Source organism: Caballeronia sp. A2-2 (genome assembly GCF_057612605.2).
This window is the reverse complement of the sequence record NZ_CM172587.1, coordinates 3,091,577-3,117,689: the sequence shown is the minus strand read 5'-3', so window position 1 is coordinate 3,117,689 and position 26,113 is coordinate 3,091,577. Positions and strand designations below refer to the sequence as shown.

25 protein-coding genes are annotated in these 26,113 nt (G+C 59.9%); 6 read left to right on the top strand and 19 right to left on the bottom strand.

Features of this window, described 5'->3' with window-relative positions:
* Positions 1 to 30 precede the first annotated feature (30 nt).
* A complete protein-coding gene (gene waaA, locus ACZCWR_RS14785; RefSeq protein WP_487303338.1) occupies positions 31 to 1,347 on the top strand; it encodes a lipid IV(A) 3-deoxy-D-manno-octulosonic acid transferase in 1,317 nt (438 codons plus the stop codon).
* 816 nt (positions 1,348 to 2,163) lie between these two features.
* Here waaA and ureG read toward each other — a convergent pair.
* From ureG to urtA, 16 genes are all read right to left on the bottom strand, one after another.
* Positions 2,164 to 2,814 carry an urease accessory protein UreG gene (ureG, locus tag ACZCWR_RS14780; RefSeq protein ID WP_487301473.1) on the bottom strand — a complete coding sequence of 217 codons (651 nt, stop codon included), beginning with the start codon at positions 2,812 to 2,814 and terminating at the stop codon, positions 2,164 to 2,166.
* 18 nt (positions 2,815 to 2,832) lie between these two features.
* Entirely contained in the window at positions 2,833 to 3,513 is a 681-nt protein-coding gene (locus tag ACZCWR_RS14775; protein WP_487303337.1) for an urease accessory protein UreF, read from the bottom strand.
* Entirely contained in the window at positions 3,500 to 4,060 is a 561-nt protein-coding gene (gene ureE / locus ACZCWR_RS14770) for an urease accessory protein UreE (protein WP_487301472.1), read from the bottom strand. The genes ACZCWR_RS14775 and ureE overlap by 14 nt, the downstream gene beginning before the upstream one ends.
* A 5-nt stretch (positions 4,061 to 4,065) precedes the next feature.
* Positions 4,066 to 5,772 carry an urease subunit alpha gene (gene ureC / locus ACZCWR_RS14765; RefSeq protein WP_487301471.1) on the bottom strand — a complete coding sequence of 569 codons (1,707 nt, stop codon included), beginning with the start codon at positions 5,770 to 5,772 and terminating at the stop codon, positions 4,066 to 4,068.
* A gap of 22 nt (positions 5,773 to 5,794) precedes the next feature.
* Positions 5,795 to 6,100 (bottom strand): urease subunit beta, encoded by a 306-nt coding sequence (locus ACZCWR_RS14760; RefSeq protein WP_487301470.1) that lies wholly within the window; start codon positions 6,098 to 6,100, stop codon positions 5,795 to 5,797.
* Positions 6,101 to 6,106: 6 nt separating this feature from the next.
* Positions 6,107 to 6,409, bottom strand: a complete 303-nt coding sequence (locus tag ACZCWR_RS14755) for an urease subunit gamma (protein WP_008342482.1) — start codon at positions 6,407 to 6,409, stop codon at positions 6,107 to 6,109.
* A gap of 833 nt (positions 6,410 to 7,242) precedes the next feature.
* Positions 7,243 to 7,962 carry an amino acid ABC transporter ATP-binding protein gene (locus ACZCWR_RS14750; protein WP_487301469.1) on the bottom strand — a complete coding sequence of 240 codons (720 nt, stop codon included), beginning with the start codon at positions 7,960 to 7,962 and terminating at the stop codon, positions 7,243 to 7,245.
* Positions 7,949 to 8,599, bottom strand: a complete 651-nt coding sequence (locus ACZCWR_RS14745) for an amino acid ABC transporter permease (RefSeq protein ID WP_487301468.1) — start codon at positions 8,597 to 8,599, stop codon at positions 7,949 to 7,951. The genes ACZCWR_RS14750 and ACZCWR_RS14745 overlap by 14 nt, the downstream gene beginning before the upstream one ends.
* Complete coding sequence (locus ACZCWR_RS14740; RefSeq protein WP_487301467.1) at positions 8,596 to 9,273, bottom strand: amino acid ABC transporter permease; 678 nt, start codon at positions 9,271 to 9,273, stop codon at positions 8,596 to 8,598. Before ACZCWR_RS14740 ends, ACZCWR_RS14745 begins: the two co-directional genes overlap by 4 nt.
* Before the next feature lie 18 nt (positions 9,274 to 9,291).
* A complete protein-coding gene (locus ACZCWR_RS14735; RefSeq protein ID WP_487301466.1) occupies positions 9,292 to 10,083 on the bottom strand; it encodes a transporter substrate-binding domain-containing protein in 792 nt (263 codons plus the stop codon).
* A 173-nt stretch (positions 10,084 to 10,256) separates the two neighbouring features.
* The gene (locus ACZCWR_RS14730; RefSeq protein ID WP_487301465.1) at positions 10,257 to 11,117 is read right to left on the bottom strand and encodes an urease accessory protein UreD; all 861 of its coding nucleotides are present in this window, start codon (positions 11,115 to 11,117) and stop codon (positions 10,257 to 10,259) included.
* Between the two features lie 29 nt (positions 11,118 to 11,146).
* Positions 11,147 to 11,839 (bottom strand): urea ABC transporter ATP-binding subunit UrtE, encoded by a 693-nt coding sequence (gene urtE / locus ACZCWR_RS14725; protein ID WP_487301464.1) that lies wholly within the window; start codon positions 11,837 to 11,839, stop codon positions 11,147 to 11,149.
* Positions 11,840 to 12,648: 809 nt separating this feature from the next.
* The gene (urtD, locus tag ACZCWR_RS14720) at positions 12,649 to 13,533 is read right to left on the bottom strand and encodes an urea ABC transporter ATP-binding protein UrtD (protein ID WP_487301463.1); all 885 of its coding nucleotides are present in this window, start codon (positions 13,531 to 13,533) and stop codon (positions 12,649 to 12,651) included.
* A complete protein-coding gene (gene urtC / locus ACZCWR_RS14715; protein ID WP_487301462.1) occupies positions 13,530 to 14,726 on the bottom strand; it encodes an urea ABC transporter permease subunit UrtC in 1,197 nt (398 codons plus the stop codon). Before urtC ends, urtD begins: the two co-directional genes overlap by 4 nt.
* Positions 14,727 to 14,729: 3 nt before the next feature.
* Positions 14,730 to 16,346 carry an urea ABC transporter permease subunit UrtB gene (urtB, locus tag ACZCWR_RS14710; RefSeq protein ID WP_487301461.1) on the bottom strand — a complete coding sequence of 539 codons (1,617 nt, stop codon included), beginning with the start codon at positions 16,344 to 16,346 and terminating at the stop codon, positions 14,730 to 14,732.
* Positions 16,347 to 16,427: 81 nt separating this feature from the next.
* Positions 16,428 to 17,735, bottom strand: coding sequence for an urea ABC transporter substrate-binding protein (urtA, locus tag ACZCWR_RS14705; RefSeq protein WP_487301460.1), 1,308 nt, complete (start codon positions 17,733 to 17,735; stop codon positions 16,428 to 16,430).
* Between the two features lie 334 nt (positions 17,736 to 18,069).
* On the opposite strand from urtA, the gene ACZCWR_RS14700 reads away from it, so the two are divergent.
* Both ACZCWR_RS14700 and ACZCWR_RS14695 read left to right on the top strand, forming a co-directional pair.
* Positions 18,070 to 18,753, top strand: a complete 684-nt coding sequence (locus ACZCWR_RS14700; RefSeq protein WP_487301459.1) for a DUF433 domain-containing protein — start codon at positions 18,070 to 18,072, stop codon at positions 18,751 to 18,753.
* Entirely contained in the window at positions 18,750 to 19,154 is a 405-nt protein-coding gene (locus tag ACZCWR_RS14695; protein ID WP_487301458.1) for a PIN-like domain-containing protein, read from the top strand. The genes ACZCWR_RS14700 and ACZCWR_RS14695 overlap by 4 nt, the downstream gene beginning before the upstream one ends.
* Positions 19,155 to 19,207: 53 nt before the next feature.
* On the opposite strand, the gene ACZCWR_RS14690 is transcribed toward ACZCWR_RS14695, so the two are convergent.
* On the bottom strand, positions 19,208 to 19,984 hold the full coding sequence (locus ACZCWR_RS14690; RefSeq protein WP_487301457.1) for an SDR family oxidoreductase: 777 nt from the start codon (positions 19,982 to 19,984) through the stop codon (positions 19,208 to 19,210).
* Between the two features lie 31 nt (positions 19,985 to 20,015).
* The gene (locus ACZCWR_RS14685) at positions 20,016 to 21,455 is read right to left on the bottom strand and encodes an aldehyde dehydrogenase family protein (RefSeq protein WP_487301456.1); all 1,440 of its coding nucleotides are present in this window, start codon (positions 21,453 to 21,455) and stop codon (positions 20,016 to 20,018) included.
* A gap of 236 nt (positions 21,456 to 21,691) precedes the next feature.
* On the opposite strand from ACZCWR_RS14685, the gene ppa reads away from it, so the two are divergent.
* Positions 21,692 to 22,219 (top strand): inorganic diphosphatase, encoded by a 528-nt coding sequence (gene ppa, locus ACZCWR_RS14680; RefSeq protein ID WP_487301455.1) that lies wholly within the window; start codon positions 21,692 to 21,694, stop codon positions 22,217 to 22,219.
* 66 nt (positions 22,220 to 22,285) lie between these two features.
* On the opposite strand, the gene ACZCWR_RS14675 is transcribed toward ppa, so the two are convergent.
* Positions 22,286 to 22,576: a GIY-YIG nuclease family protein gene (locus ACZCWR_RS14675; RefSeq protein ID WP_487303336.1), complete on the bottom strand. Its 291-nt coding sequence runs from the start codon at positions 22,574 to 22,576 to the stop codon at positions 22,286 to 22,288.
* A gap of 155 nt (positions 22,577 to 22,731) precedes the next feature.
* On the opposite strand from ACZCWR_RS14675, the gene ACZCWR_RS14670 reads away from it, so the two are divergent.
* Together ACZCWR_RS14670 and ACZCWR_RS14665 are read left to right on the top strand one after the other, a co-directional pair.
* Positions 22,732 to 23,874, top strand: coding sequence for a GNAT family N-acetyltransferase (locus tag ACZCWR_RS14670; protein ID WP_487301454.1), 1,143 nt, complete (start codon positions 22,732 to 22,734; stop codon positions 23,872 to 23,874).
* A 76-nt stretch (positions 23,875 to 23,950) separates the two neighbouring features.
* The gene (locus tag ACZCWR_RS14665) at positions 23,951 to 26,005 is read left to right on the top strand and encodes an NAD(+) synthase (RefSeq protein ID WP_487301453.1); all 2,055 of its coding nucleotides are present in this window, start codon (positions 23,951 to 23,953) and stop codon (positions 26,003 to 26,005) included.
* Positions 26,006 to 26,113 lie beyond the last annotated feature (108 nt).

Genomic DNA, 26,113 nt, shown 5'->3' with positions numbered 1-26,113 from the left:
TCGTCCGTGTCGCCGTTGGCATCGGCGACGTTGTTGCGGATCATCTATCGCGCGGCGTGGTGGATCGTCGCGCCGCTTGCGGTGTTGCGGCTGCTGATTCGTTCGCGCAAGGAGCGCGGGTATCGCGAGCATATCGCCGAGCGTTTCGGGCGTGGTCCTGCGCGCAGTCAGAGCGATACCGCGCCGCTGATCTGGGTGCATGCGGTGTCGGTCGGCGAGACGCGCGCCGCGCAACCTTTAATCGAAGCGTTGATGCGTGCGCATCCCGAAGCGCGGGTGCTGCTCACGCATATGACGCCGAGCGGACGCGCGACCGGTGAATCGCTGTTCGGCGATCGTGTTTTGCGCAGCTTTTTGCCGTATGACTCGCCCGCGCTCGTGCGACGTTTTTTGCGTGCGTGGCGGCCGTCGCTTGGCATCGTGATGGAAACGGAAGTGTGGCCGACGCTCATCGACGAATGCAAGCGCGCGGGCGTGCCGCTGGTGCTGACGAATGCGCGCATGTCGGAGCGTTCGTATCGGCGGGCAACGCGCTTTGGCCGCGCGGTGCGTGAAGTGTTTGGTGGATTTACGCGCGTGCTTGCGCAGACGCCGCCGGATGCTGAACGGTTGACCGCGCTCGGTGCGCGGAATGTCGCGGTGCTTGGCAATCTCAAGTTCGACATGAGCGCGCCGCCGGAACTCGTGGCGCGGGGGCATGCGTGGCGTGCGGCTATCGGCGATAGGCCGGTGTGGGTTGCGGCGAGCACGCGCGAGGGTGAGGAAGCGTTGGTGCTGCGCGCGTTCGCGTCTTTGAATGTACCGGATGCCTTGCTGATTCTCGTGCCGCGTCATCCGCAGCGGTTCGATGAAGTGTCGGCATTGATTACGAGCGTTGGATTGACGAGCGCGCGGCGGTCGGTGTGGGCGCCGAAGCCGTTGGCCGCCGGTTCTGGGGCGGATGTCATGGAGCCATTACCGACGTATGTTCAGGTCTTGCTCGGAGATTCGATGGGCGAGCTCGGCGCGTATTACGCGGCTTCGGATTTGGCGTTTATCGGGGGGAGTTTGTTGCCGCTGGGTGGGCAGAATCTGATCGAGGCATGCGCGGCGGGCGTGCCGGTGTTGATCGGGCCGCATACCTTTAACTTCACGCAGGCGACGAAGGATGCCATCGCGGCGGGCGCGGCGTTGCGGGTGGAAGATCCGCAGGCGCTGGCGCGTGGAGTGCGGGAGTTGTTTGAGGACAAGGCGCGAAGGTTGGCGATGAGCGCGGCGGCGGCGGCGTTTGCGGCGGCACATCGGGGGGCGACCGATAGAACTGTAGGGGTGTTGGGGGCGTTGTTGGAGGAAGAGGGCGAGGCGTGAAGTTAGGGCTGGTTTTTGTCGTGCAAGGGGCTGATGGTTTTTGGGCTTTTATTGCAGTAGCCGCCTCCCCGGCGGGGGGGTAACTTTCTTTGCTGCTGCAAAGAAAGTCACCAAAGAAAGCAGCTTTTTACCCCATGCACGCTGGCTGGAGAGGGTTGGTCTGGATTAATGATGCAGTGGCCGCAATAGGACTTGCCACGCGTAACAAGCGCTTAGGCAACCTTGCGATTACGCGCTCGAATCTTTTTAGTTCTGTGGACCGCGCTCATACCTTCGGCCATGCGCTACGCGCGCCGAGAGCTTTAGAACGGAATCCCGCAGCGTATGAGTGCCCAGCCACATCACGCTTCCCCGCAAGATTGCTATTCGGTCCTACCTTGGTTAGTGCTCCGACTAAAAGGTGACTTGCGTTGGTGTGCGCGCTTTGCCCGGAAGCGCTTACCAAGGTTGGGCGCAATGGGAGAGGTGCGATGCGGTGTGAGGTGGCTGGGCACTCATACGCTGCGGGATTCCGTTCTTAAGCTCTCGGCGCGCGCAGCGCATGGCCGAAAGAATGAATGCGGTCCACTAACACTAAAGGATTCGAGCGCGTAATCGCCAGGTTGCCTATGCGGCTAGTTATGCGTGAAAAGTCCTATTGCGGCCACTGTATTGGTTAATCCAGACCAACCCTTTCCAGCCATCGAGCATGGGGTAAAAAGCTGCTTTCTTTGGTGACTTTCTTTGCAGCAGCAAAGAAAGTTACCCCCCCGCCGGGGAGGCGGCTACTGCAATAAAGACACAAAAAACAGCAGCCCCTTCCACGACAAAACCAACTCAAACCCTCAACAACCCCTTCTCCTCAATAAACCCAACCACCCGCTCAAGCCCATCCAGCGCCTTAAGATTACACATAACAAACGGCCTCTCCCCCCGCATCTTCTTAGCATCACTAGCCATCACATCCAAATTCGCCCCCACATAAGGCGCGAGATCCGTCTTATTGATGACCAGCAAATCCGACTTGGTAATCCCCGGCCCGCCCTTACGCGGAATCTTCTCCCCACCCGCAACATCGATCACATAAATAGTGAGATCAGAAAGCTCAGGACTAAAAGTAGCCGCCAGATTATCCCCACCTGATTCAATAAACACGATATCCGCATCAGGAAACCGCGACACCATCCGATCCACCGCTTCGAGATTGATCGAAGCATCCTCACGAATGGCGGTATGCGGACAACCCCCCGTCTCCACGCCCATGATGCGTTCAGCCGGAAGCGCCCCCGCCACGGTCAGAAGCCGCTGATCTTCCTTCGTATAAATATCGTTGGTGATCGCGACAAGATCGTAACGCTCCCGCATGGCCTTGCAGAGCATTTCGAGCAGCGTGGTCTTGCCGGACCCAACCGGCCCACCCACACCCACACGCAACGGCGGCAACTTCTTGGTACGACGTGCAGCAGCAGAATAAACAGGTGCGTTCATGGTTTTTTCTAAAAAGGACTAAGAGCGAAAAAGCCGCGAATACTGCGACTCATGCCGCGCCGACAAAACGCCCAACTGCGGCGCAAAAGTATTGATACGTTCGAGCGGTGTATCCAGCGCATGCCGCACGGCATCGTCGATAATCACGCGCAACGCAACGATGATCCGCTGCCCCGCAAGCTGCCCGAGCGGCACGGCCTTCAACGCGGCGGCAGCCTGATTCTCGACCCATCCGAACGCATAAGCAGCAAGCGCGGACTCAACAGACGCATCGTGCGCGAAGGCTGCGAGCGCGAACGCCGTGGGCTGCGCCACCGGCTTGATCGATGAGAGCGTCGCGCGCCGCGCAACATCGCCCCATTCGAGCGATGCGCACAACTGCGCCAACGACCAGCCCATCTGCTCCGTCTCGCGTCGCAGTTCCGACGACTCGCGGCTCGCGATGTATTCATCGTTCGTGCTTTTCAACGCGGCCGCATCATGCGCACGCCAATGCTCGATCTGATGCGCAAGCATCGGCAACTCGCCGCGTGCGAGCACGTTGATCAAACCACTCGCGATCCAGTCGCGCGCAGAATCGCCATCGTGAATAAGACCATGCTCGATGGCCGCTTCCAGCCCTTGCGAATAGCTGAACGCGCCGATAGGCAACGCAGGCGAAGCAAGATGCAGCAGCGCGGTAAGCTCAGCCGTGTGCATGACCGTGATCGTGCCCACAGGTCGAATGATCATGCCCATGATGCTCGTCATAAACCTTCTGCGCGAGGGCATAGTCCTCGCTGAAGGTTTCATCGTGACCATGCTTGTGGCCGCCGCCATACGCGCCGGTTTCCGGCTGAAACGGCTGCGACTCACGCGCAACGAGCACGCCCAGACGCTTCAACATATCTTCGAGCACGGGATCGGCTTCGAGCTTCAGATAATCCGCACCGACTTCCACCGGCGTATGACGATTGCCGAGATGATAGGCCGCGCGTGCAAGCATGCGCACACTGGGCGCGCGCACCGTAAGCACATCTTCCGACGCCGCGACCACGCGCACGAAAGCGCCGTCGTCCGCGACGAGCATGTCGCCATCGGCGAGCACGGTGCCACGCGGCATCACGATGGCGACTTCCTCGCCGTTATCCAGCGTGGCCGCGAGCCGGCTCTTGCAGCGCGCATCGAAAGCGAGCGTGAGCGTGGGCGCGCGCTTCACGAGCACAGGCGCGAGTTTCGCGGTCAGACGTTTATCGAGAGTGCGCATGATGCCTAGAACAGAAAATAGCGCTGCGCCATCGGCAGCACGGTGGCGGGATCGCAAGTGAGCAATTGTCCGTCGGCGATCACCTGATAGGTCTGCGGATCGACGCTGATGGACGGCTGCCATGCATTGTGGATCATGTCGGACTTCTTCACATTGCGGCAGTTCTTCACCGCGACGACTTGCTTGCTCAGACCGTAACGATCCGCGATGCGCGCTTCCATCGCCATTTGCGACACGAACGTAAGCGATGTCTTGCCGAGCGCACCGCCGCGCGTGGCGAACATCTCGCGATAGTGCACCGGCTGCGGCGTGGGAATCGACGCGTTCGGATCGCCCATCTGCGCCAGCGCGATCATCCCGCCTTTCACGATCAGCGACGGCTTCACGCCGAAGAACGCCGGTTCCCAGAACACGAGATCGGCCCACTTGCCCGGTTCGATGGAACCCACTTCATGCGAGATGCCATGCGTGATCGCCGGGTTGATCGTGTACTTCGCCACATAACGCTTTGCGCGGAAGTTGTCGTTGCGCGGCGTGTCCTCCTTCAACGCGCCACGCTGAATTTTCATCTTGTGCGCCGTCTGCCATGTGCGGATGATGACTTCGCCGACACGGCCCATCGCCTGCGAATCGGAAGAGAGCATGGACAGCGCGCCGAGATCGTGAAGAATGTCTTCCGCCGCGATGGTCTCGCGTCGGATGCGCGATTCCGCGAACGCGATATCTTCTGCGATGGAAGGATCGAGGTGATGACAGACCATCAGCATGTCGAGATGTTCGTCGAGCGTGTTGACGGTATAGGGCCGCGTGGGATTGGTGGAGGAGGGCAGCACGTTCGACTCGCCCGCCACCTTGATGATGTCCGGCGCGTGGCCGCCGCCCGCGCCTTCGGTGTGATACGTGTGGATCGTGCGGCCCTTGAACGCGGCGATGGTCGTTTCCACGAAGCCCGCTTCATTCAGCGTGTCCGTGTGGATGGCGACTTGCGTGTCGGTATCGTCCGCAACAGAGAGACAGTTGTCGATGGCCGCGGGCGTCGTGCCCCAGTCCTCGTGCAGCTTGAGTCCGATGGCGCCGGCCTTGATCTGTTCCGTGAGCGGCTCGGGCAGGCTCGTGTTGCCCTTGCCGAGAAAGCCGAGATTCATCGGCCAGCCGTCGGCGGCTTGCAACATGCGTTCGATGTGCCACGGGCCGGGCGTGCAGGTGGTCGCGTTCGTGCCGGTCGCGGGGCCGGTGCCGCCGCCGAGCATCGTCGTGACGCCGCTGGCGAGCGCTTCGTCGATCTGTTGCGGGCTGATGAAGTGGATATGCGTATCGATGCCGCCTGCGGTCACGATCATGCCTTCGCCCGCGATCACTTCCGTCGCCGCGCCGATTGCGATGGTCACGTCTGGCTGAATGTCGGGATTGCCCGCTTTGCCGACCGCGAAGATGCGTCCGCCCTTGATGCCGATGTCCGCTTTGACGATGCCCCAGTGATCGAGGATCAGCGCGTTCGTCACGACTGTATCGACCACTTCGGCGGAGGGGCGTTGCGACTGGCCCATGCCATCGCGGATGACCTTGCCGCCGCCGAACTTTACTTCCTCGCCATAGGTGGTGAAGTCTTTCTCGACTTCGATGATCAGATCCGTGTCGGCCAGGCGCACGCGGTCGCCGGTGGTGGGGCCGAACATTTCGGCATAAGCGCGGCGGCCGATGCGTAGCGTCATGTTTTCGATGTCCTGTTCAGGTTCAGAGTGGGCCCATCACGAGGCCGTTGAAACCGTAGACGTGGCGATCGCCCGCGAGCGCGACGAGTTCCACGGTGCGTTCCTGTCCCGGTTCGAAGCGCACGGCGGTGCCGGCGGCAATGTTCAGGCGAAAGCCGCGGGCTTTTTCGCGGTCGAATGTCAGGGCGGCGTTCACTTCGTAGAAGTGATAGTGCGAGCCGATTTGAACGGGGCGGTCGCCGGTGTTCGCGACGGTGACCGATGTGGTTTCGCGGCCTGCGTTCAGTTCGTGCTCGCCGTCGTCGATGAGGTATTCGCCTGGGATCATGGTCTTCTACGGGATCGGGTGGTGGACGGTGACGAGCTTCGTTCCATCGGGGAAGGTCGCTTCTATCTGGATGTCGGGGATCATCTCGGGGACGCCTTCCATGACGTCGTCTCTTGTGAGCAATGTTGTTCCGTAGTGCATGACTTCGGCGACGGTCTTGCCGTCTCTTGCGGCTTCCATTAGCGCGGCGGAGATGAAGGCTACCGCCTCGGGGTGGTTTAGTTTCAGGCCGCGGGCGCGGCGGCGTTCTGCCAGTAGCGCTGCTGTGAAGATCAGCAGTTTGTCTTTTTCTCTTGGGGTTAGTTTCATGGGTGCTTTTCGGGCTTATTTGGTGGGCTTTGGTGATGCTAGCACTTGGGGTTTTGGTTTGTGGTTTGGGCGTGCATAGGGCTGCTGTTGTTTGTGCTGCTTATTCAGTAGCCGCCTCCCCGGCGGGGGGGTAACTTTCTTTGCTGCTGCAAAGAAAGTCACCAAAGAAAGCAGCTTTTTACCCCATGCACGCTGGCTGGAGAGGGTGGTCTGGTTTAACGATACAGTGGCCGCAATAGGACTTGCCACGCATAACGAGCCGCTTAGGCAACCTAGCGATCACGCGCTCGAAAAATCTTCTCTTAGTGGACCGCACTCATTCTTTCGGCCATGCGCTACGCGCGCCGAGAACGTAAGAACGGAACCCCGCAGCGTATAAGCGCCCAGCCACCTCACACCTCCCCGCAACATTGCTATTCGGCCCTACCTTGGTTGGAGCTTTCATGGCTTGCACGAAAGCACTTGCGAACGTAGGGCCGAATAACAATCTTGCGTTGCTGCTTCCTGTTGCTGGACACATGCATGCTGCGGGATTCCGTTCTTACGTTCTCGGCGCGCGCAGCGCATGGCCGAAAGAATGACTTCGATCCACTAAGCCTCAAAGATTCGAGCCCGTAATCGCTAGGTTGCCCACACGCTTAACGAAACGAGGAGCGTCCTAACGCGGCCACTGCATCGTTAATCCAGACCACCCTCTCCAGCCATCGAGCATGGGGGTAAAAGCTGCTTTCTTTGGTGACTTTCTTTGCAGCAGCAAAGAAAGTTACCCCCCCGCCGGGGAGGCGGCTACTGAATAAACAACACAACAAAGAGAAGCCCCTTGCACGACAAACTCACTGAATAAACCTCTGCAACTCAACACTAGCAGGCCGCTCAAAAATCTCCTCCGGCGCCCCCGCCTCCCAAACCCTCCCTTGATGCATAAACACAACCTTATCGCTAACTCTACGAGCAAACCGCATCTCATGCGTAACCATAATCAGCGTCATCCCATCCCGAGCAAGGCTCTCAACGACAGCAAGCACCTCACCCACAAGCTCAGGATCAAGCGCAGAAGTAATCTCATCGCAAAGAAGAACTGCAGGCTTCATGGCCAGCGCCCGAGCGATAGCCACCCGCTGCTGCTGCCCACCGGAAAGCTGCTCAGGATAAGCATCGAATTTATCCCCAAGCCCCACGCGCTCAAGCATGGTATGAGCCGTAGCCCGCGCTTTAGCCTTATGAATCTTCTTCACCACCGTCTGCGCGAGCATCACATTCTGCCCCGCAGTGAGATGCGGAAACAGGTTGTACTGCTGAAACACCATCCCCACTTTCAAACGTAATGCACGCAAGTCAGCATGCCGCGCATCGATATGTTCGCCGTCGATTTCGATCGACCCTTCATCGATACTCTCAAGCCCGTTCAAAGTCCGCAGCAAGGTACTCTTGCCAGAACCACTCCGCCCGATGATGGCAACGACCTGTCCCGCCTCGACCGAAAAATCGATGCCCTTCAAAACTTGATTCGAACCAAATTGCTTCTGAAGATTACGAGTCTCAACGAGCGGCATTCCATTTCCTTTCGAGCGTGCGCGCGTAACGCGTCAGCGGATAACAAAGCACGAAGTAGATGATCGCGACAAGGCCATAAACGAGAAACGGGCGAAACGTCGCGTTCGAAATCATCGTTCCGGCCTTGGTCAATTCGGTAAAGCCGATGATGGAAACCAGCGCCGTATCCTTGACCGCCTGCACGGCAAAACCCACTGTAGGGCCAATAGCAATACGCATGGCCTGCGGAAGAATCACATGACGAAGCTGTTCGAGGTAACTCATCGCAAGCGAAGAAGACGCTTCCCATTGACCCTTCGGAACCGCCTCCACCGCGCCGCGCCAAATTTCCGCAAGATACGCCGATGTGAAAAGCGTAAGGCCAACAGTAGCCGCAAGCCAAGGCGATACATCGACGCCAAGCAAAGGCAATCCGAAGAAGACTAGGAACAACTGCATCAGCAACGGCGTGCCTTGAAAGATCTGAATATAGCCTTTCACAAACACACGCAGCAATTGCGAATGCGATACGCGCATCACCAGCAGCGCAAAGCCCACGATCCCGCCAAGCACGAACGACACGATAGACAGCACCACGGTCCAGCGCGCCGCAAGCAACAGGTTTTCGAAAATCTGCGCGAGTGTGAATTCGATCATCGCGCGGTGCTCCGGCTGTTGGCGAACAAGCGCTTGCCTGCCGCATTCAACGCGGCGCGCAAGAGCAACGCCATCACCAGATAAGAGCCGGTGATAAAGAAGCACGTCTCGAATGCGCGGAAGTTGCGCGACTGAATATAGCTCGCCGCATACGTCAAATCAGGCACGGAAATCTGCGATACCACCGCCGAGCCGAGCATGGTGATGACGATCTGACTCGTCAATGCAGGAAAGACTTTTGCCAAAGCCTGCGGCAACACGACATGCCTGAACGTCTCGCCCTTCGACATCGCGAGCGAAGCCGCCGCTTCATGATGACCACGCGGCACGGCGGCCACACCGGAACGAATGATCTCGATGGAATACGCGCCGAGGTTGAGTGTCATCGCAAGAATAGCGGCGACGTATTCGCTCAAATGAATGCCGAGCGCGGGCAACCCGAAGAACACGAAGAACAGTTGCACGATGAACGGCGTGTTGCGAATGGCTTCGACATAGCCGCCGACCAGACCACGCACCCACGCATGACGGCTGCCGCGCCCGGCCGCGCCGAACACGCCCACCGTCACGCCCAGCGCCGTCGATACCGCAGTGAGCGCGAGCGTGGTCGCCGCGCCGCTCGCGAACATGCCGGCGTATTGCGTGAGATCGCCGAATTGAAGTTCATAGGCCATCGTCGGCGCCGTCCTTCTTTACAGCGTCGCGGGCAACGGTTGCTTGAACCATTTCTTCGACATCGCGTCGAGCGTGCCGTCCTTTTTCGCCTGTGCGATGGTGTCGTTCACCTTGGTCATCAGGTGCGTTTCGTTCTTGTTCATACCGACAAAACACGGCGAATCCTTGATGATGAATTTAGCCTCCGGCCTGCGCGGCGGATTCTTAGCCAGGATCGCAGCCGCGACGATATTGCCCGCCGCGATCAACTCCACCTGGCCCGAGAGAAACGCGGAGATGGTCGCGTTGTTGTCCTCGAAGCGCTTGATGGTCGCGTTCGGCGCCATCTGCGAAAGCGCGATTTCTTCGAGCGCGCCGCGCGTGGCGCCGACGGTCTTGCCGGTGAGATCGGCGGGGCCGGTCACCTTGATGTCGGCGGGACCGAAAACCCCCTGAAAATAAGGCGCATAAGCGGTGGAGAAGTCGAGCACCTTCTCGCGTTCGGGCGTCTTGCCGAGCGAGGAAATCACGAGATCGACCTTGTTCGTCGTGAGATAAGGAATGCGGTTCGCGCTGTTCACCGGCACGAGTTCGAGCTTTACGTTCATCGATTTGGCGAGCAGCGCGGCCATGTCCACGTCATAACCTTGCGGCTTCATGTCCGCACCGACCGAGCCGAAGGGCGGATAGTCTTCCGGCACGGCGACTCGCAAAGTGCCGTTCTTCGTGATGGTATCGAAGCCGTCGGCGTGCGCGGCAAGCGGGGCGATGAAGGCGATCAGACAGGCGGCGAGCAACGTGCGGCGCGTGCGGGAAAACAGAATGGGCATCGATGATCCTTCGTTCTTGACGGCCGCGTTGAAATGCGCGGCTCTTGAGCGAAGGGTTTAAGCGAGATGCGTGCCATCGATTGCGAATGCTTGTGGTGTGTGGGTTTTCGCAGGACTGAATAAATGCGATGCACGAAACAAGTGCGCATTTGTGCGCTAACGTGGTGCGCGTTTTACGTGGTCCAGAGCCGCAATGGTTTCGCTTCCACACCATGCACGATAGGACGCAGATGCATCCAGCAATCGGTGAGGGCGCGTTGCAGTGGTTCCATCGAACGGCTCAGCGTGCGCACGATGAGCACGCCCGGCGTCACGCACGATGCAGCGGCGCGCAAGGTATCGTCGTACGCGAGGCGCGCGGTGATGCTTTCGGCGAGGGCATCGTCGCAAGCGGGGCCGATGGCCCACAGCGTGCCGTAGGCGGGGAAGCCTGCGAGACCTTGGGGTGATTCGCGCAGGGGATCGGTTGCATCGAGCAGGCTGCGTTCGAACCAGAGTGGATGGCCCGCGCGTGTTGCAATGCGTGAGACGGCTTTGATGTGCCCTTGCGTCCATCGTTCGCCTGCTGCGGCGCGGCCTAGCAGCATGGCATCCCAGCCGAGGACGGTGGCGGTTTCATCGAGCGTCATGTCGAATTCAAGTTCGATATTCGACGATTCGAACACGATGTTGTTTTGCGGAAGCCAGTCGAGTTTGGCGTTCTTTCCCAATTCGATATGGATGCGCTGCGACGCGAGCCGGCCGTTGGCCTTGTACCACTTCGTTGCGCCCGGCGTGGTGATGACCGCATGCGTGTCGTCGCCTAGTTCAACTTGAATGGACAGACGATCGCCGCCCGCCACGCCACCCGGCGGATGCACGATCACCGAATGGCAGATATCGCCTTCGGGATAGAGCGGGCGTTGCAGCCTGAGCGGCCCTTCATGCTTGCGATGAACGCAGACCGTGCGGCCGTGCTGACGCGCATAACCGAGTTCGAGCTTGCCATGCCAGAGGTTCGGATCGACGAGCGTTGCGTGAGGTTCGTGATGCATGGAGCGGGGCGTTCAGGAATGAGCCGCCATCATACGGCGATCAATTCCCGCACGCCATGCTCGTCCATTTCGGATCCTGCGCCGCCTTTGATGATTTCGCCGCGGCTCATGACCCAGTATCTGTCGGCTAGCTCTCTGGCGAAGTCGTAGTATTGCTCGACGAGTAGCACGGTCATGCCCATGTCTTCGACGAGTTGTCTCAGGGTGCGGCCGATGTCGCGGATGATCGAGGGTTGGATGCCTTCTGTCGGTTCATCGAGGATTAGCAACTGCGGTTCGCTCATCAGGGCGCGGCCTATGGCTAATTGCTGTTGCTGGCCGCCGGATAGGTCGCCGCCGCGGCGGTGTTTCATGTCGCGTAGGACGGGGAATAGTTCGTAGATATGATCCGGTATCTTCGATGGGGATTTTCTGCTGGCGGCGCCTACTAGTAGGTTTTCTTCTACTGTCAGGCGGCCGAAAATGTCTCTGCCTTGTGGGACGTAGGCTAGACCGCTAGATACACGGGCGTAGGTTGGCATCGAGGAGATCTTTGTGCCTCGCCAGGTGATGGTGCCGCTTTTGGTCGGCACTACGCCCATTAGGCAACGTAGCAACGTTGTCTTGCCTACGCCGTTGCGGCCTAAGAGGACGGTTAGTTTTCCATCGGGGACTGTTAGCCTTACATCTCTCAGGATGTGGCTGCCGCCGTAGTATTGGTTTAGGTTTTCTACTTCTAGCATGAGGTTTTGTCTCTGCTGGTGTGGTTGGGTTTGTCGTGCAAGGGGCTGCCGTTGTTTGGGCTTTTATTGCAGTAGCCGCCTCCCCGGCGGGGGGGTAACTTTCTTTGCTGCTGCAAAGAAAGTCACCAAAGAAAGCAGCTTTTTACCCCATGCTCGATGGCTGGAGAGGGTTGGTCTGGATTAACCGATGCAGTGGCCGCAATAGGACTTGCCACGTTTAACGGCCGCTTAGGCAACCTCGCGATTACACGCTCCAAAAATCTTCTCTTAGTGGACCGCATTCATTCCTTCGGCCAAGCGCTACGCGCGCCGAGAACATAAGAACGGAACCCCGCAGCCTATAAGCGCCCAGCCTCATCAAACCTCCCCGCAATATTGCTATTTGGCCCTACGTTCGCGAGTGCTTCTTGTAAAAACCAAAGCTCCAACCAAGGTAGGGCCGAATAGCGATACAGCGATGTCGCTTCTTTTGGCTGGACACATGCACGCTGCGGGATTCCGTTCTAAAGCTCTCGGCGCGCGCAGCGCATGGCCGAAAGAATGACTGCGGTCCACTAAGCCATGAATATTCGAGCGTGCAATCGCAAGGTTGCCCATGTGCTTAACCCTACGAGTGACGTCCTAACGCGGCCACTGCATCGTTAATCCAGACCAACACTTTCCAGCCAGCGAGCATGGGGTAAAAAGCTGCTTTCTTTGGTGACTTTCTTTGCAGCAGCAAAGAAAGTTACCCCCCCGCCGGGGAGGCGGCTACTGAATGAACAACACAAACAACAGAAGCCCCTTGCACGACGACACACGCAAACCCCTCACCGCCCCAAATATGACTCAATAACCGCCTCATCCCTCTGCACATCCTCCAGCGTCCCTTCAGCAAGCACACTACCTTCAGCCATCACAGTAACCTTCCCAGAAGCCCCAGAAAGCGCAGCAACAAACTCCATATCATGCTCGACGACCATCATCGAACACGACCCACGGAGTTTATTAAGCAGTTCAGCAAGCTCCATAGTTTCATGATCCGTCATCCCCGCAGCAGGCTCATCGAGCAAAAGAAGCGCAGGCTGCTGCATCAACAACATCCCAATCTCAAGCCGCTGCTTTTGCCCATGTGAAAGCTCGCCAGCAAGCCGCGTCGCATGATGCTGCAATCGAATAAGCTCCAACGTCTCCTCGATACGCGCCTGCGCTTCCCGATCGAGCCGCGCGCGCAACGAAGCAAACCACCGCTTATCAGTCTTCATGGCAAGCTCGAGATTCTCCCAAACCGGATGATTCTCGAACACAGTAGGCTTCTGAAACTTCCGCCCGATGCCAGTCCGCGCAATCACAGGCTCCGACATGCGCGTGAGATCGAACGTCTGCCCGAGAAACACACGCCCGTCATCGGGCCGCGTCTTGCCGGTAATGACATCCATCATCGTGGTCTTGCCCGCGCCGTTGGGCCCGATCACACAACGCAATTCGCCGACATCGATAGAAAGCGTCAACTTATTCAGCGCACGAAAGCCATCGAAACTCACCGTCACATCTTCGAGATAAAGAATGGTTCCGTGCGATACATCGATCTCATCCGGCTTGAGCACATGCCCCAACCCCGATGTCACGTTGATGTTCTTGTGACTCGAATCGGCGTTATCGGGCACCGGCGGAATCGGCGGCAAATCGACGATCAGTGCATTGTGTGCAGTCATTCCGCAGCATCTCCTGCATGTGCCTTCTTGCGGCGCGCGAGCGCAACGAGTCCTAAGATGCCATTCGGCAAAAGCAAGGGCACCAGCGTGAAAATCAGGCCAAGGAAAAACAGCCAATACTCCGCAAAATAAGCGGTAAAGAAAGACTTCGCGCCATTCACAGCAAACGCACCAATGATCGGCCCGATCAGCGTCCCACGCCCGCCAACGGCCACCCAAATCGCCATCTCGATGGAATTCGCCGGCGACATCTCGTTCGGGTTGATGATGCCCACCTGCGGCACATACAACGCACCCGCAATGCCGCACAAGACAGCGGACACGGTCCAGATGAACAGCTTGTACGCAAGTGGGCTATAGCCGAGAAACATCAGACGCGTTTCGCCATCGCGCACGCCGGTCACCACGCGCCCGAGCTTAGAAGTAACGATCCAGCGCGCCGCAATGAACGCCAGCACCAGCACGGCGAAAGTAATGAGGAACAACCCCGTGCGAGTCCCCGGATGCGTGATCGGAAAGCCCGCAATGCGCTTGAAGTCGGTGAAGCCGTTATTGCCGCCGAAACCCGTCTCGTTGCGATAGAAAAGCAGCATCGCGGCGAAGGTCATGGCCTGCGTGATGATCGACAGATACACGCCCTTGACACGCGAACGAAACGTGAAGAACCCGAACACCCAGGCCAGCACACCCGGCACGAGCACCACGAGCGCAAGCGCATACCAGAGATGCTCGGTGCCTTCCCAATACCACGGCAGCTTGTGCCAGTCGAGAAACACCATGAAGTCGGGCAGGTCGCTTTGATAGTTTCCTTCGCGGCCGATGGAGCGCATCAGATACATGCCCATCGCATAACCGCCGAGCGCGAAAAACAGCGCGTGACCCAAACTCAGGATTCCGCAATATCCCCAGACGAGATCGAGCGCGAGCGCGGCGATGGCGTAGCACATGAGCTTGCCGATGAGCGTCATCGCGTAGGCGGAGAGGTGGAACGTGCTCGTTTCCGGCAACACGAGCGCGGACACCGGCACGACGATTCCCATCGCGATGATGAGCGCGATGAGCGCCACCCATCCGCTGCGCGGCAACAGCGCTGCACGCGGCGGCAATCCGAGCGCGAAGCCCGCGCGGGCCGCTTCCGCATCCGGTTGCGGCGCGACGTCGAGATTGGCGCTGATATCGGTCGAAGCAGTCATCGATCAGGCCTCCGCGCTGCGGCCCTTGAGGGCGAACATGCCCTGCGGACGCTTCTGGATGAACAACACGATCAGCACGAGCACCGCGATCTTCGCGAGCACCGCGCCCCAGAACGGCTCCACCGCCTTGCTGATGAGACCCAGCCCGAAGCCGCCGATCACCGTGCCCGCCAGTTGGCCGACGCCGCCCAGCACCACCGCCATGAACGAATCGATGATGTAGCTCTGCCCGAGGTCCGGCCCCACGTTGCCAATCTGCGAAAGCGCGCAACCGCCGAGTCCCGCGATGCCCGCGCCGAATGCGAAGGCGTACGAATCGACACGCGCTGTCTTTACGCCCACGCACGCGGCCATGCGACGATTCTGCGTCACCGCGCGCACGAACAGCCCGAGCCGCGTCTTGGTGAGCACGCCCCACGCAATCGCCACTACGGCCAAGGAGAACACGAGAATGGTGATGCGGTTATACGGAAGAATGAGATTCTGCATGACGGCGACGCCACCGCTCATCCACGATGGATTGGTCACCTGAACATTCTGCGCGCCGAAGATCGTGCGCGTCGCTTGAATAAGGATCAGGCTGATGCCGAACGTCGTCAGCAACGTTTCGAGCGGACGTCCGTAGAGATGCTTGAGCACGAGCCGTTCGAGCACGATGCCGACCACGGCCGCAGCCGCGAACGACACCGGCACCGCGAACAGCGGATACCAGTTGAACGCAGCGGGCGCATAGTGCTGCACGAGGTTCTGCACGACATACGTCGCATACGCACCGATCATCAGGAATTCGCCGTGCGCCATGTTGATGACGCCGATCAGCCCGTAGGTGATCGCAAGTCCCAGCGCCGCGAGCAACAGCACGCTGCCCAGCGACAATCCCGCGAACAGCGTGCCGAAGATTTCGCTGCGGCGTTGAATCGAATCGAGCGCATAGATGCCTTCCTGCGCCGCGTTGCGCACGCGCTCGTCGGGTTCGTTGAACGTGCCGTCCGCTTTCTTCGCGACGATCGGGCGCAGCAGTTCGTACATGTCCACTTCGTGGCGCGCCGCGACGAGCTTCGCCGCTTCGAGGCGCTTCTCGACATCGGGATCGTGCAGGGCGGTCATCGCCCAGAGCGTGTCGAGGCGCTTCTTGAGGTCGGCGTCCTTTTCAGCGGCGCGGGCGCGGTCGATCATCGGCTTCATCGATGCATCGGGATTCTTGAGCAACGCGGTAATGGCATCGCGCCGTTTGGCGATATCGGGCGAGGCGAGTTGCAGACCGGACAACGCACCGGCAACCTTCGTGCGCAGCGTATTCGACAGCGTGATGGCCTGCGCATCCGGCGCTTCGGCGGCCTTGCCGGTGACCGCGTCCTTGTTGCCTTCGTCGGTCTGGATATACACGTGGCCGTTGTCGGTCGCGACGAGCGTGCCGTCTGCAAGCGCGCTCAGCACTGCGACGGACGGCGCATCCGCATTGGCGATCAGCTTGTCGATGGCGGCGGATTTGGCGTCGAAGTCGTCGCCTGCGAGCGGCGCGAGATCGTCGTTGGTGAGTGCGTGCGCGGTGAACGAAGCCAGCGCGATGGATAGCGCCAGCACCACACGCATGAAGGATGAGACGAGCGAACCGGTCATGGTGGCCTTTCTGATGAGACTCGAACGGCCGCGCATCCGATGCCGAACGCGCGGCCTTTGCCTTACACCCTCATCGATGCATCACGCCACGCGCACACGCTGGCGGCGCAGGAACGACGGAATCGAACTGACCACATCCGGCTTGCCTTCGTTGCCGGCAATGTACGGGCTCCACGGCTGCGCGCGCACCGCGGTCTTGGTCTTCCACACGACATTGAACTGACCGTCGCCGCGAATTTCGCCGATCATCACCGGCTTGTGCAGATGGTGATTGCCGTCCATCGACAACGTGAAACCCGAAGGCGCGGCGAAGCTCTGGCCGATCATCGCGACGCGCACCTTGTCCACATCCGCGCTCTTCGCTTTTTCCACGGCCTGCTTCCACATGTGGATGCCGACGAAGGTCGCTTCCATCGGATCGTTCGTCACGCGCTTGTCGCCGCCCGGCAGGTTTTGCGCCTTCACGTATTCGAAGAATTCCTTCTCGAACTTGGTATTGTTAGGATTCTTGACGGACATGAAATAGTTCCACGCCGCGAGGTGGCCCACCAGCGGTTTCGTGTCGATGCCGCGCAGTTCTTCCTCGCCCACCGAGAACGCGACCACCGGAACGTCGGTCGCTTTCAGGCCCTGGTTGCCGAGTTCCTTGTAGAACGGTACGTTCGAATCGCCGTTGATCGTAGAGACAACGGTTGTCTTTCCCCCTTGGGAAAAGGTCTTGATGTTCGCGACGATGGTTTGATAGTCGCTATGTCCGAACGGTGTGTAGACCTCTTGAATGTCCGCATCCTTGACACCCTTTGAATGGAGGAAGGCACGCAGAATCTTGTTCGTCGTGCGCGGATACACGTAGTCGGTGCCGAGCAGGAAGAAGCGCTTGGCGCTGCCGCCTTCCGGTCCCATCAGATATTCGACGGCGGGGATCGCCTGTTGATTCGGCGCGGCGCCCGTATAGAAGACGTTGCGCGACATCTCTTCGCCTTCGTACTGCACCGGGTAGAACAGCAGGCCGTTCAGTTCCTCGAACACCGGCAGCACCGACTTACGCGACACCGAGGTCCAGCAGCCGAACACCACGGCGCACTTGTCCTGCGTAAGCAACTGGCGCGCTTTCTCCGCGAACAGCGGCCAGTTGGATGCCGGATCGACCACGACCGGTTCGAGTTGCCGGCCCATCACGCCGCCGCTCTTGTTGATGTCCGCGATGGTCATGAGCGCCGTGTCCTTCAGCGACGTCTCCGAGATCGCCATCGTGCCCGACAGCGAATGCAGGATGCCGACCTTGATCGGACCCGTGTCGGCGGCCTGCGCCTTCGAGATCGGAAGTTGGCCGGCGATGGCGAGTGCGCCCGACATGGAGCCGAACTTCAGCAGACTGCGTCGTTTCATGTGTGTGTTCCCCTTGCCATGTGCTTGTAAAGAGCGATGAAGTATTGGAGCGGGTCGTTTGGCGTGATTGGCGTTGACCTGCGCGAATACGTTCTGCAAGGGATGTGCCAATGAGGGCGAAATGCCCGGATGGCGGGGGTTTGCGGGAGATTGTGGGAGGTTTTACTGGATCGTATGTGGTGGCGATGCGGGGGGTTTTGGTGCAACGGGGTGGCGCGGTGCATCGTTGCGGTGCGTGGTGGGGAGAGGCACCGATGGAGGGCATTCAGCGTACGTCCGTTAAAATCGATTCACTTAAACAAACTGACCATCAACATCACGAGAGGAGGGCCAATTGAAATTGATCGGCATTGGCCTGTACACATTCCAGGAAGCATCGAGGCTGACGAAAATCCCCATCCGAGACTTGCGGAGGTGGCTCGAAGGCTATCGATATCGAGACTTGTCCAGCGACGAGTCAATCGCGGTGCCACCACTCTGGAAAACGGAACTGGACGATAACCTCGAAGGTGTCGGCTTTCACGATCTTCTTGAAGTTCGTTTTGTTCAGGCCTTTCGAAAGCACGGCGTGAGTCTGCAGACCATACGACTTGCCAGTCAGCGGGCGAGCGAATATCTGGATACGCCTTATCCGTTCACGTCACGTCGTTTTCAGACAGACGGACGGACGATCTTCGCCTCGGCCATCAAGGACAGCGGAGAGACGGAACTGCTCGACCTGATCAAACGGCAATACGCGTTTCATCGGATCATCGAGCCTTCGCTGTATCGCGGCATCGAGTTCGATCAGAGCGAACTGGCGACGCGCTGGTATCCGTCAGCGCCCAGCAAGTCCGTGCTTCTCGATCCCAAGGTTGCGTTCGGAAAGCCGGTGATCAACGACGAGTTCATCCGAACTTCGGTTCTCTATGACGCTTTCAAAGCAGAAGGCGACAAGGATCGGGTTGCGGCGCTTTACGAAGTATCAGTGGCAGCCGTTGGCGCAGCCATTGCGTTTGAGGAAAGGCTGGTCGCATGAAGTTTTTTTTCGATAACAATCTTCCTCCTGCTTTTGCCCGAGCCATGCACGCGCTGAGTGAACGCGACGGACACGAAAGCCGTCATCTCCGGGATAAATTCGCGGCGAATACCGCCGATGCCGATTGGATAGAAGTCCTGTCTGACGAGGGCGGCTGGTCCGTGGTCACGCATGACAAGCTGGACAAGGGACTGGAGCGCGAAGCGCTTCGCCACGCGGGCCTTATCGTATTTTTCCTGGATAAGGGCTGGGCGAACCACGCTTATTGGGAAAAGGCTTGCAATCTCGTTCGTTGGTGGCCGAGAATCATTGAGCAATCCGAAGGGGTCAAAGGCGCTGCTGCATTCAAGGTGCCGTTCAACTTTTCAGGGAAGGGGCAATTCGCGCAGTTGATTCTCTAGACCTACACATATCAGGCGCGCCGCCCGACCCGCGAGCAGCGCGCCCAACCACCTCAAACGCATCGTCCCCCATCCACCTCTAACGCCACCCCCGTAATAAACTCCGCCTCATCCGAAGCCAGATAAAGCGCTGCATTCGCAATATCCTGCGGCGTCGAAAGCCTTCCAAGCGGAATGGTCGCGAGAAACTTCTTTCGATTCTCCGGCGTATCTTCGACACCCATGAATTCGGAGAGCAAACCCGTTTCGCCCATCACCGGATTGATGCAGTTCACGCGTATCCGGTCTGGCCCGAGCTCGACTGCCAGCGCCTTGCTCGCGATGATCACCGCCGCCTTGCTGCCGTTGTACCAGACGAGTCCCGGCCGCGGCCGCACGCCTGCCGTCGATGCCACGTTGATGAACGCACCGCCGCCTTGCCCGCGAAAATACGGCACGAACTGCTCGACGCTCCAATAAGTACTTTTCACGTTCACCGCATACACGCGGTCGAATTCGGCTTCGGTGACATCGAGCACGGGCTTGTTACGGTGCGTCGTCCCCGCGTTGTTGACGACAACCTGCACGCTGCCGAAGTCCTCGATGGCGGCATCGTGCAGCTTCTGCCAGTCCTCGCGCTTCGTCACGTCGCCCTGCACGGCGATCGCGCGGCCGTGCTTCACTTCCGGCGATGACGCCAGCGCGATTTCGCTCGCCACGCGCTCGGCCGCCGCGCCGTTCAGATCGTTGACGACGACATTCGCGCCCTCACGCGCAAACGTCTTCGCGATGCCCTCACCAAAGCCCGAGCCGCCGCCCGTCACGATCACCGTTTTGCCTTGCAGTCGCATGTTGTGTTGTCTCCTGATGTTATTGGTCAAGTCAGCCATGTTTGATGGCAATGGTCTTCAAGGTCGTGAAGCCATACAGCGCCTCGAAGCCTTTCTCGCGTCCATGCCCTGAATGCTTCACGCCACCAAATGGCAACTCGATGCCACCGCCCGCGCCATAGTTATTGATGAACACCTGCCCCGAACGCACGCGCCGCGCAAGCCGCATCTGCCGCGCGCCATCGCGTGTCCAGATGCCTGCGACCAACCCGTAATCCGTGCCGTTGGCGAGCCTGAGCGCATCGGCTTCGCTGTCGAAGGGCATGGCGGCGAGCACCGGGCCGAACACTTCCTCGCGCGCGAGACGATGCGTCGGCGGCACATCGCGCAGCAGCGTGGGCGCCTGGTAAAAGCCCGCTTCGGGTGCATCCGCGATCACTTCGCCGTGCGCGGCCATTTCGATGCCGTCGTGTTGCGCATCGGAGAGAAAATCCCACACGCGCTGCTGCTGCTTCGCGCTGATGAGCGGGCCGCAATCGAGATCGAGCGTGCTCGGGCCGACCTTCAACGCGGTGAAAGCATCGGACAAACGCGCGAGTAACGGCTCGTAGGCCGAACGCTCGATCAGCACGCGGCTGCCCGCCGAGCACGTCTGTCCGGCGTTCTGCACGATGGCCGCGACGAGCACGGGCAGGGCGGCGTCGAAGTCGGCATCGGCGAAAACGATTTGCGGAGACTTGCCGCCGAGTTCGAGCGTGACCGGAATGTGATTGTCGGCGGCCATTTTCGTGACCGCCGCGCCCGTCGCCGGAGAACCGGTGAACGAAATATGATCGATGCCCGGATGCCGCGCCAGCGCCGCGCCCGCTTCATGTCCGTAACCGGTGACGATATTCAGCGCGCCTTCTGGCAAGCCCGCTTCCGCCGCGAGATCGGCAATTCGCAGCAGCGAGAGACACGCATCCTCGGCAGGCTTCACGACGCACGCATTGCCGGTCGCGAGCGCCGCGCCCACGCTGCGACCGAAAATCTGCAGGGGATAGTTCCACGGCACGATATGCCCGGTCACGCCGTGCGGCTCGCGAATGGTCAGCACGGTAAAGCCGGTCTGATACGGCAGCGTTTCGCCATGCAGCTTGTCCGCCGCGCCCGCGTAGAACTCGAAATAACGCGCGATGCCGGTCGCATCCGCGCGCGCCTGTTTCAGCGGCTTGCCTGTGTCGCGCGCTTCTATCTGCGCGATTTCCTCGTGACGCGAGGCGATCAGCATCGAGAGCCGCGCGAGGATGCGTCCGCGTTCGGCTGCGCTCATCGCGCCCCACGTGCCGTCGAAGGCCGCGCGCGCCGCACTCACCGCGCGATCGATGTCCGCGCTCGTGCCGCGTGCGATCTCCGCGAAAATCTGGCCGTCCGAGGGATCGACGACGGGAATCGTTTCACTGACCGATGCCGCCACCCACCGGTTGTTGATGAAATGCTTCGCTTCTTCCATGCATGTCTCCTTGAAGAACGATGTATGCCGCTGGAATGCGCCCTTGCCGACGATTATCGCGCCATCCGCCACGCGCGGTCATGCGGCGGGACGGTAAGCTCGTTTGGCTATAATGCCCGAGTGTTCCGGTCGGGTGCATCGGCGGTTTCAGGCGCGTTTCAGTGTGCAGCTTCGACTTTCCGCCATCGCCCGGCAGCGCATTTCCCCTTTCCGAACCTACCATCAAGAGAACGCTCATGAGCTTCAATAACGTACCTTCCGGCAAGGATCTTCCGCAGGATTTCAACGTCATCATCGAAATTCCCGCGCAGAGCGATCCGGTCAAATACGAAGCGGACAAGGACATGGGTCTGCTCGTGGTCGATCGTTTCATCGGCACCGGCATGCGCTATCCGGCCAACTACGGCTTCATTCCGCAGACGCTCTCCGGTGACGGCGATCCGGTCGATGTGCTGGTCATCACGCCGTTTCCGCTGCTCGCAGGCTCGGTCGTGCGTGCGCGCGCGGTCGGCATGCTGAAGATGACGGACGAATCCGGCGTGGACGCCAAGCTGATCGCGGTCGCGCATGACAAGATTTGCCCGATGACGGCGCACATCAAGTCCGTGGACGATGTGCCCGCGCATCTGAAAGACCAGATCAAGCACTTCTTCGAGCAATACAAGGCGCTGGAGAAGGGCAAGTGGGTGAAGGTCGAAGGCTGGGATGGCATCGACGCCGCGCACAAGGAAATCTCGGAAGGCGTGGCGAACTTCAAGAAGTAAGCGCACGCAGCCGCAGAAACGAAAAAGGCAAACTGTGAGGTTTGCCTTTTTTGCTTGTGCCGCGCTTTATGTTTCTTCGAGCGGCAAGGGCGGCGACACTGAATCCAGCGTCCTTTCTCCCGCGATCAACGCACGCTTCTGCTGCGCATTCAACCGCTTCACGCGATACTCCGCCCGCAACGCCTCCGACCGTCCCGCCACTTCGAACGATGCCAGCACGCGCACCGGCTTTCTCGCCCGCGTATAACGCGCGCCCTTGCCGCTCGCATGCGCGATGAAGCGCGCCTCGACATCCGTCGCGATGCCGGTATAGAGGCTGCCATCGGCGCATTCGATCAGATAGAGGAACCACGGCATCATGACGGTTCGGCACAGTAGGATTGCCGCGCATTATCGCCGAAAGCACCGCGTTGGGGCGCGTGAATGACGGCTTCGCTCCGGCGTCAACATGCGAGTTGCGCGAGAATGAGTGTATTGAGCGTTCCGTCTGTCCATTCAAGCGAGGTTGCCTGTTGAAGCGCGAGGTCGAAATTCATGTGGTGGACACGCTGGAGGATATTCCCGCACAGGACTGGAACCGGCTCGCCGGCGACAATCCGTTCGTGCGTCACGCGTTCCTTTCAGCGTTGCAGGAAACCGGCTGCGCGGTCAAGCGCACCGGCTGGCGGGCGCATCATCTGATCCTTAAACGTGGCGATGAATTCGCAGGCGCCATGCCGCTCTATCTCAAGGCGCATTCACGCGGCGAGTATGTGTTCGATCACGCCTGGGCCGATGCCTTCGAGCGCCACGGCCTGCGCTATTACCCGAAGGCGTTGTCCGCCGTGCCGTTCTCGCCGGTGACGGGGCCGCGCCTGATCGCGGCGGATCACGAGGATCGCGTGTTGCTGGCGCGCGGGGCGATCGAACTGACGAAGCGGCTCGATATTTCCTCGCTCCATGTGCTGTTTCCGCAAGAGCAGGACATCGAAGCGCTCACGGATGCGGGCTTCATGCTGCGCGAAGGCGTGCAGTTCCATTGGGAGAACTTGCCCGGCGACGGCTATCCGGACTTCGACGCCTTTCTCGCGACGATGAGCCACGACAAGCGCAAGAAGGTGAAGCAGGACCGCCGCCGCGTGCTCGATGCAGGCGTCACCTATACGTGGCTGCGCGGCGCGCAGATCGATCGCGCGGCGCTCGATTTCTTCTACGACTGCTACGAGAACACGTACCGCGAACACTGGAATCCGCCGTATCTGTCGCGCGATTTCTTCGGCCGCATTCATGCCGATGCCCCCGACAGCATGCTGCTCGTGATCGCGGAAGCGGACGGCAAGCGGCTCGCGTGCGCGCTCAACATGATCGGCGGCGACATCATGTACGGGCGTTACTGGGGCACGCGCGAGTTCGTTTCCGGGCTGCACTTCGAGACGTGCTATATGCAGGGCATCGCGTATTGCATCGAACATAAACTGGCGCGATTCGAAGGCGGCGCGCAGGGCGTGCACAAGATGTCGCGCGGCATGCTGCCCACACCCACATGGTCCGCGCACTGGATCGCGGATCGGCGTTTCGCGGATGCCATCGCCGAATTTCTCGATGCCGAAACGGAAGCGATGGACCAGCATATCGTGGAACTGGAAGCGCATACCCCTTTCAGAAAAAAGGGCTGAATGCGCGTGCGATAATCGATTGCATCACGCCCGAGCCTTTGTGAAAGGCGCTTTTCAAGCGCAGGACCTGTCGAACATGAGCCGAAACTTCTTCAACTTGTACAGTCATGATTTCGCGCGCGTCGCGGTGGGCGTGCCGAATTGCAAGGTGGCCGATCCGGCCTTCAACGCGGCGGAAACCATCGCGCTGGCGCAGCAGGCCGCCGCCCGCGGCGCGGTGCTCGCGGCGTTCCCGGAACTCGGCATTCCCGCTTATACGTGCGATGACCTGTTCCATCAGCGCGCCTTGCTCGATGCCTGCGAGGACGCGCTGCAAAGCATCCTCGATGCATCGAAGGACATGGACATCGCGCTGATCGTCGGTGCGCCGGTTCGCTGCGAGCACAAGCTGTTCAACTGCGCGGTCGTCATCGCGAACGGAAGCATTCAGGGCGTGGTGCCGAAGAGCTATCTGCCGAATTACGGCGAGTTCTACGAAGCACGTCAGTTCAGTCCCGCCGATGAAGCCACCACGCGCACCGTCACGCTCTGCGGTCAGGACGCGCCGTTCGGCGCGGCGCAATTGTTCCAGATTCGCAATCTGCCGCTGTTCCGCTTTCATGTGGAAATTTGCGAGGACGTCTGGGTGCCGATTCCGCCGTCGTCGTATGCGGCGCTCGCGGGCGCGACTGTGCTGGTGAATCTGTCGGCTTCGAATATCGTGGTGGGGAAGTCGGCGTACCGGCATCAACTGGTCGGGCAGCAATCGGCGCGATGCGTCGCCGCGTATTTGTACACGTCGGCGGGCGATGGCGAATCGTCGACCGACATGGCGTGGGACGGGCAAGGGCTCATCTACGAGAACGGCGAACTGCTGGCGGAGTCGGAGCGCTTTTCGGGCGAGTCGCATCTCATCTTCGCGGATATCGATCTGGAGCGGCTGTCGCGCGAGCGCATGCGGCAAGTCACGTTCGGCAAATCCACGCGCATCCACGCGGACGAAGTGGATGGCTTCACCGTGATCGATTTCCCCATTTCGATTCCGATGGATGCAAAGCTGCCGCTCGAACGCCACGTCGAACGCTTTCCCTACGTGCCCTCCGATCCCGCCCGCCGCGACGAGCGATGCAACGAGGTCTACAACATTCAGGTGCAGGCGTTACTGCAACGGCTGCAATCGTCGGGCATGTCGAAGGTGGTCATCGGCGTGTCGGGCGGTCTGGATTCGACACATGCGCTGCTCGTGTGCGCGAAAGCGATGGACCGCCTCGGATTGCCGCGCTCGAACATTCTCGCGTACACCATGCCGGGTTTCGCCACCAGCGACCGCACCTTGAAACAGGCGCGCGAACTGATGGACGTGATCGGCTGCACCGCGCAGGAAATCGACATACGCCCCAGTTGCGTGCAGATGCTTGCGGACATCGGTCATCCGCACAGCAAGGGCGGCGAGCAATACGACATCACGTATGAGAACGTGCAGGCCGGCGAGCGCACGAGCCATTTGTTCAGGCTCGCTAACTTTAATCACGCGATCGTCATCGGCACCGGTGATCTGAGCGAGCTTGCGCTCGGATGGTGCACATACGGCGTCGGCGATCACATGTCGCACTACAACGTGAATGCGAGCGTGCCGAAAACGCTCATCACGCATCTGGTGCGGTGGGTCGCGGAGTCGGGGCAGATCGGCGACACGGGAACCGATGTGCTCGAAAACATTCTGAGCACGGACATTAGCCCGGAACTCATTCCCGGCAAGACTAGCGGCGCGGTGGAGCAGAAGACGGAAAGCGTGATCGGGCCGTACGAGTTGCAGGATTTCAATCTGTACTACACGCTGCGCTTCGGTTTTGCACCAACAAAGGTCGCGTTTCTCGAACTCGCCGCGTGGCGTGATCGCGATGCTGGCGAATGGCCCGAAGGCCCGACCGTTGCGCGCAATCAGTACACGCTCGCCGACATTCGCCGGAACCTGCGCATCTTTCTGGATCGCTTTTTCCGGACCAGTCAGTTCAAGCGTTCATGCATTCCGAATGCACCGAAAGTGGGTTCGGGCGGCTCGCTTTCACCGCGCGGCGACTGGCGCGCACCGAGCGATTCGCAATCCACGGTGTGGCTCAAGGACCTGGAACGTATTCCGGAGACCGAATAACGCGTTTTTTGCATCGACCTCGCGGTTTACCGTACCGCTGACGCGATGAAACGCGGCTAGAATCGAAGGCATCTGTCACGCGAGTGACGACCTTCCTTGAACATCCGA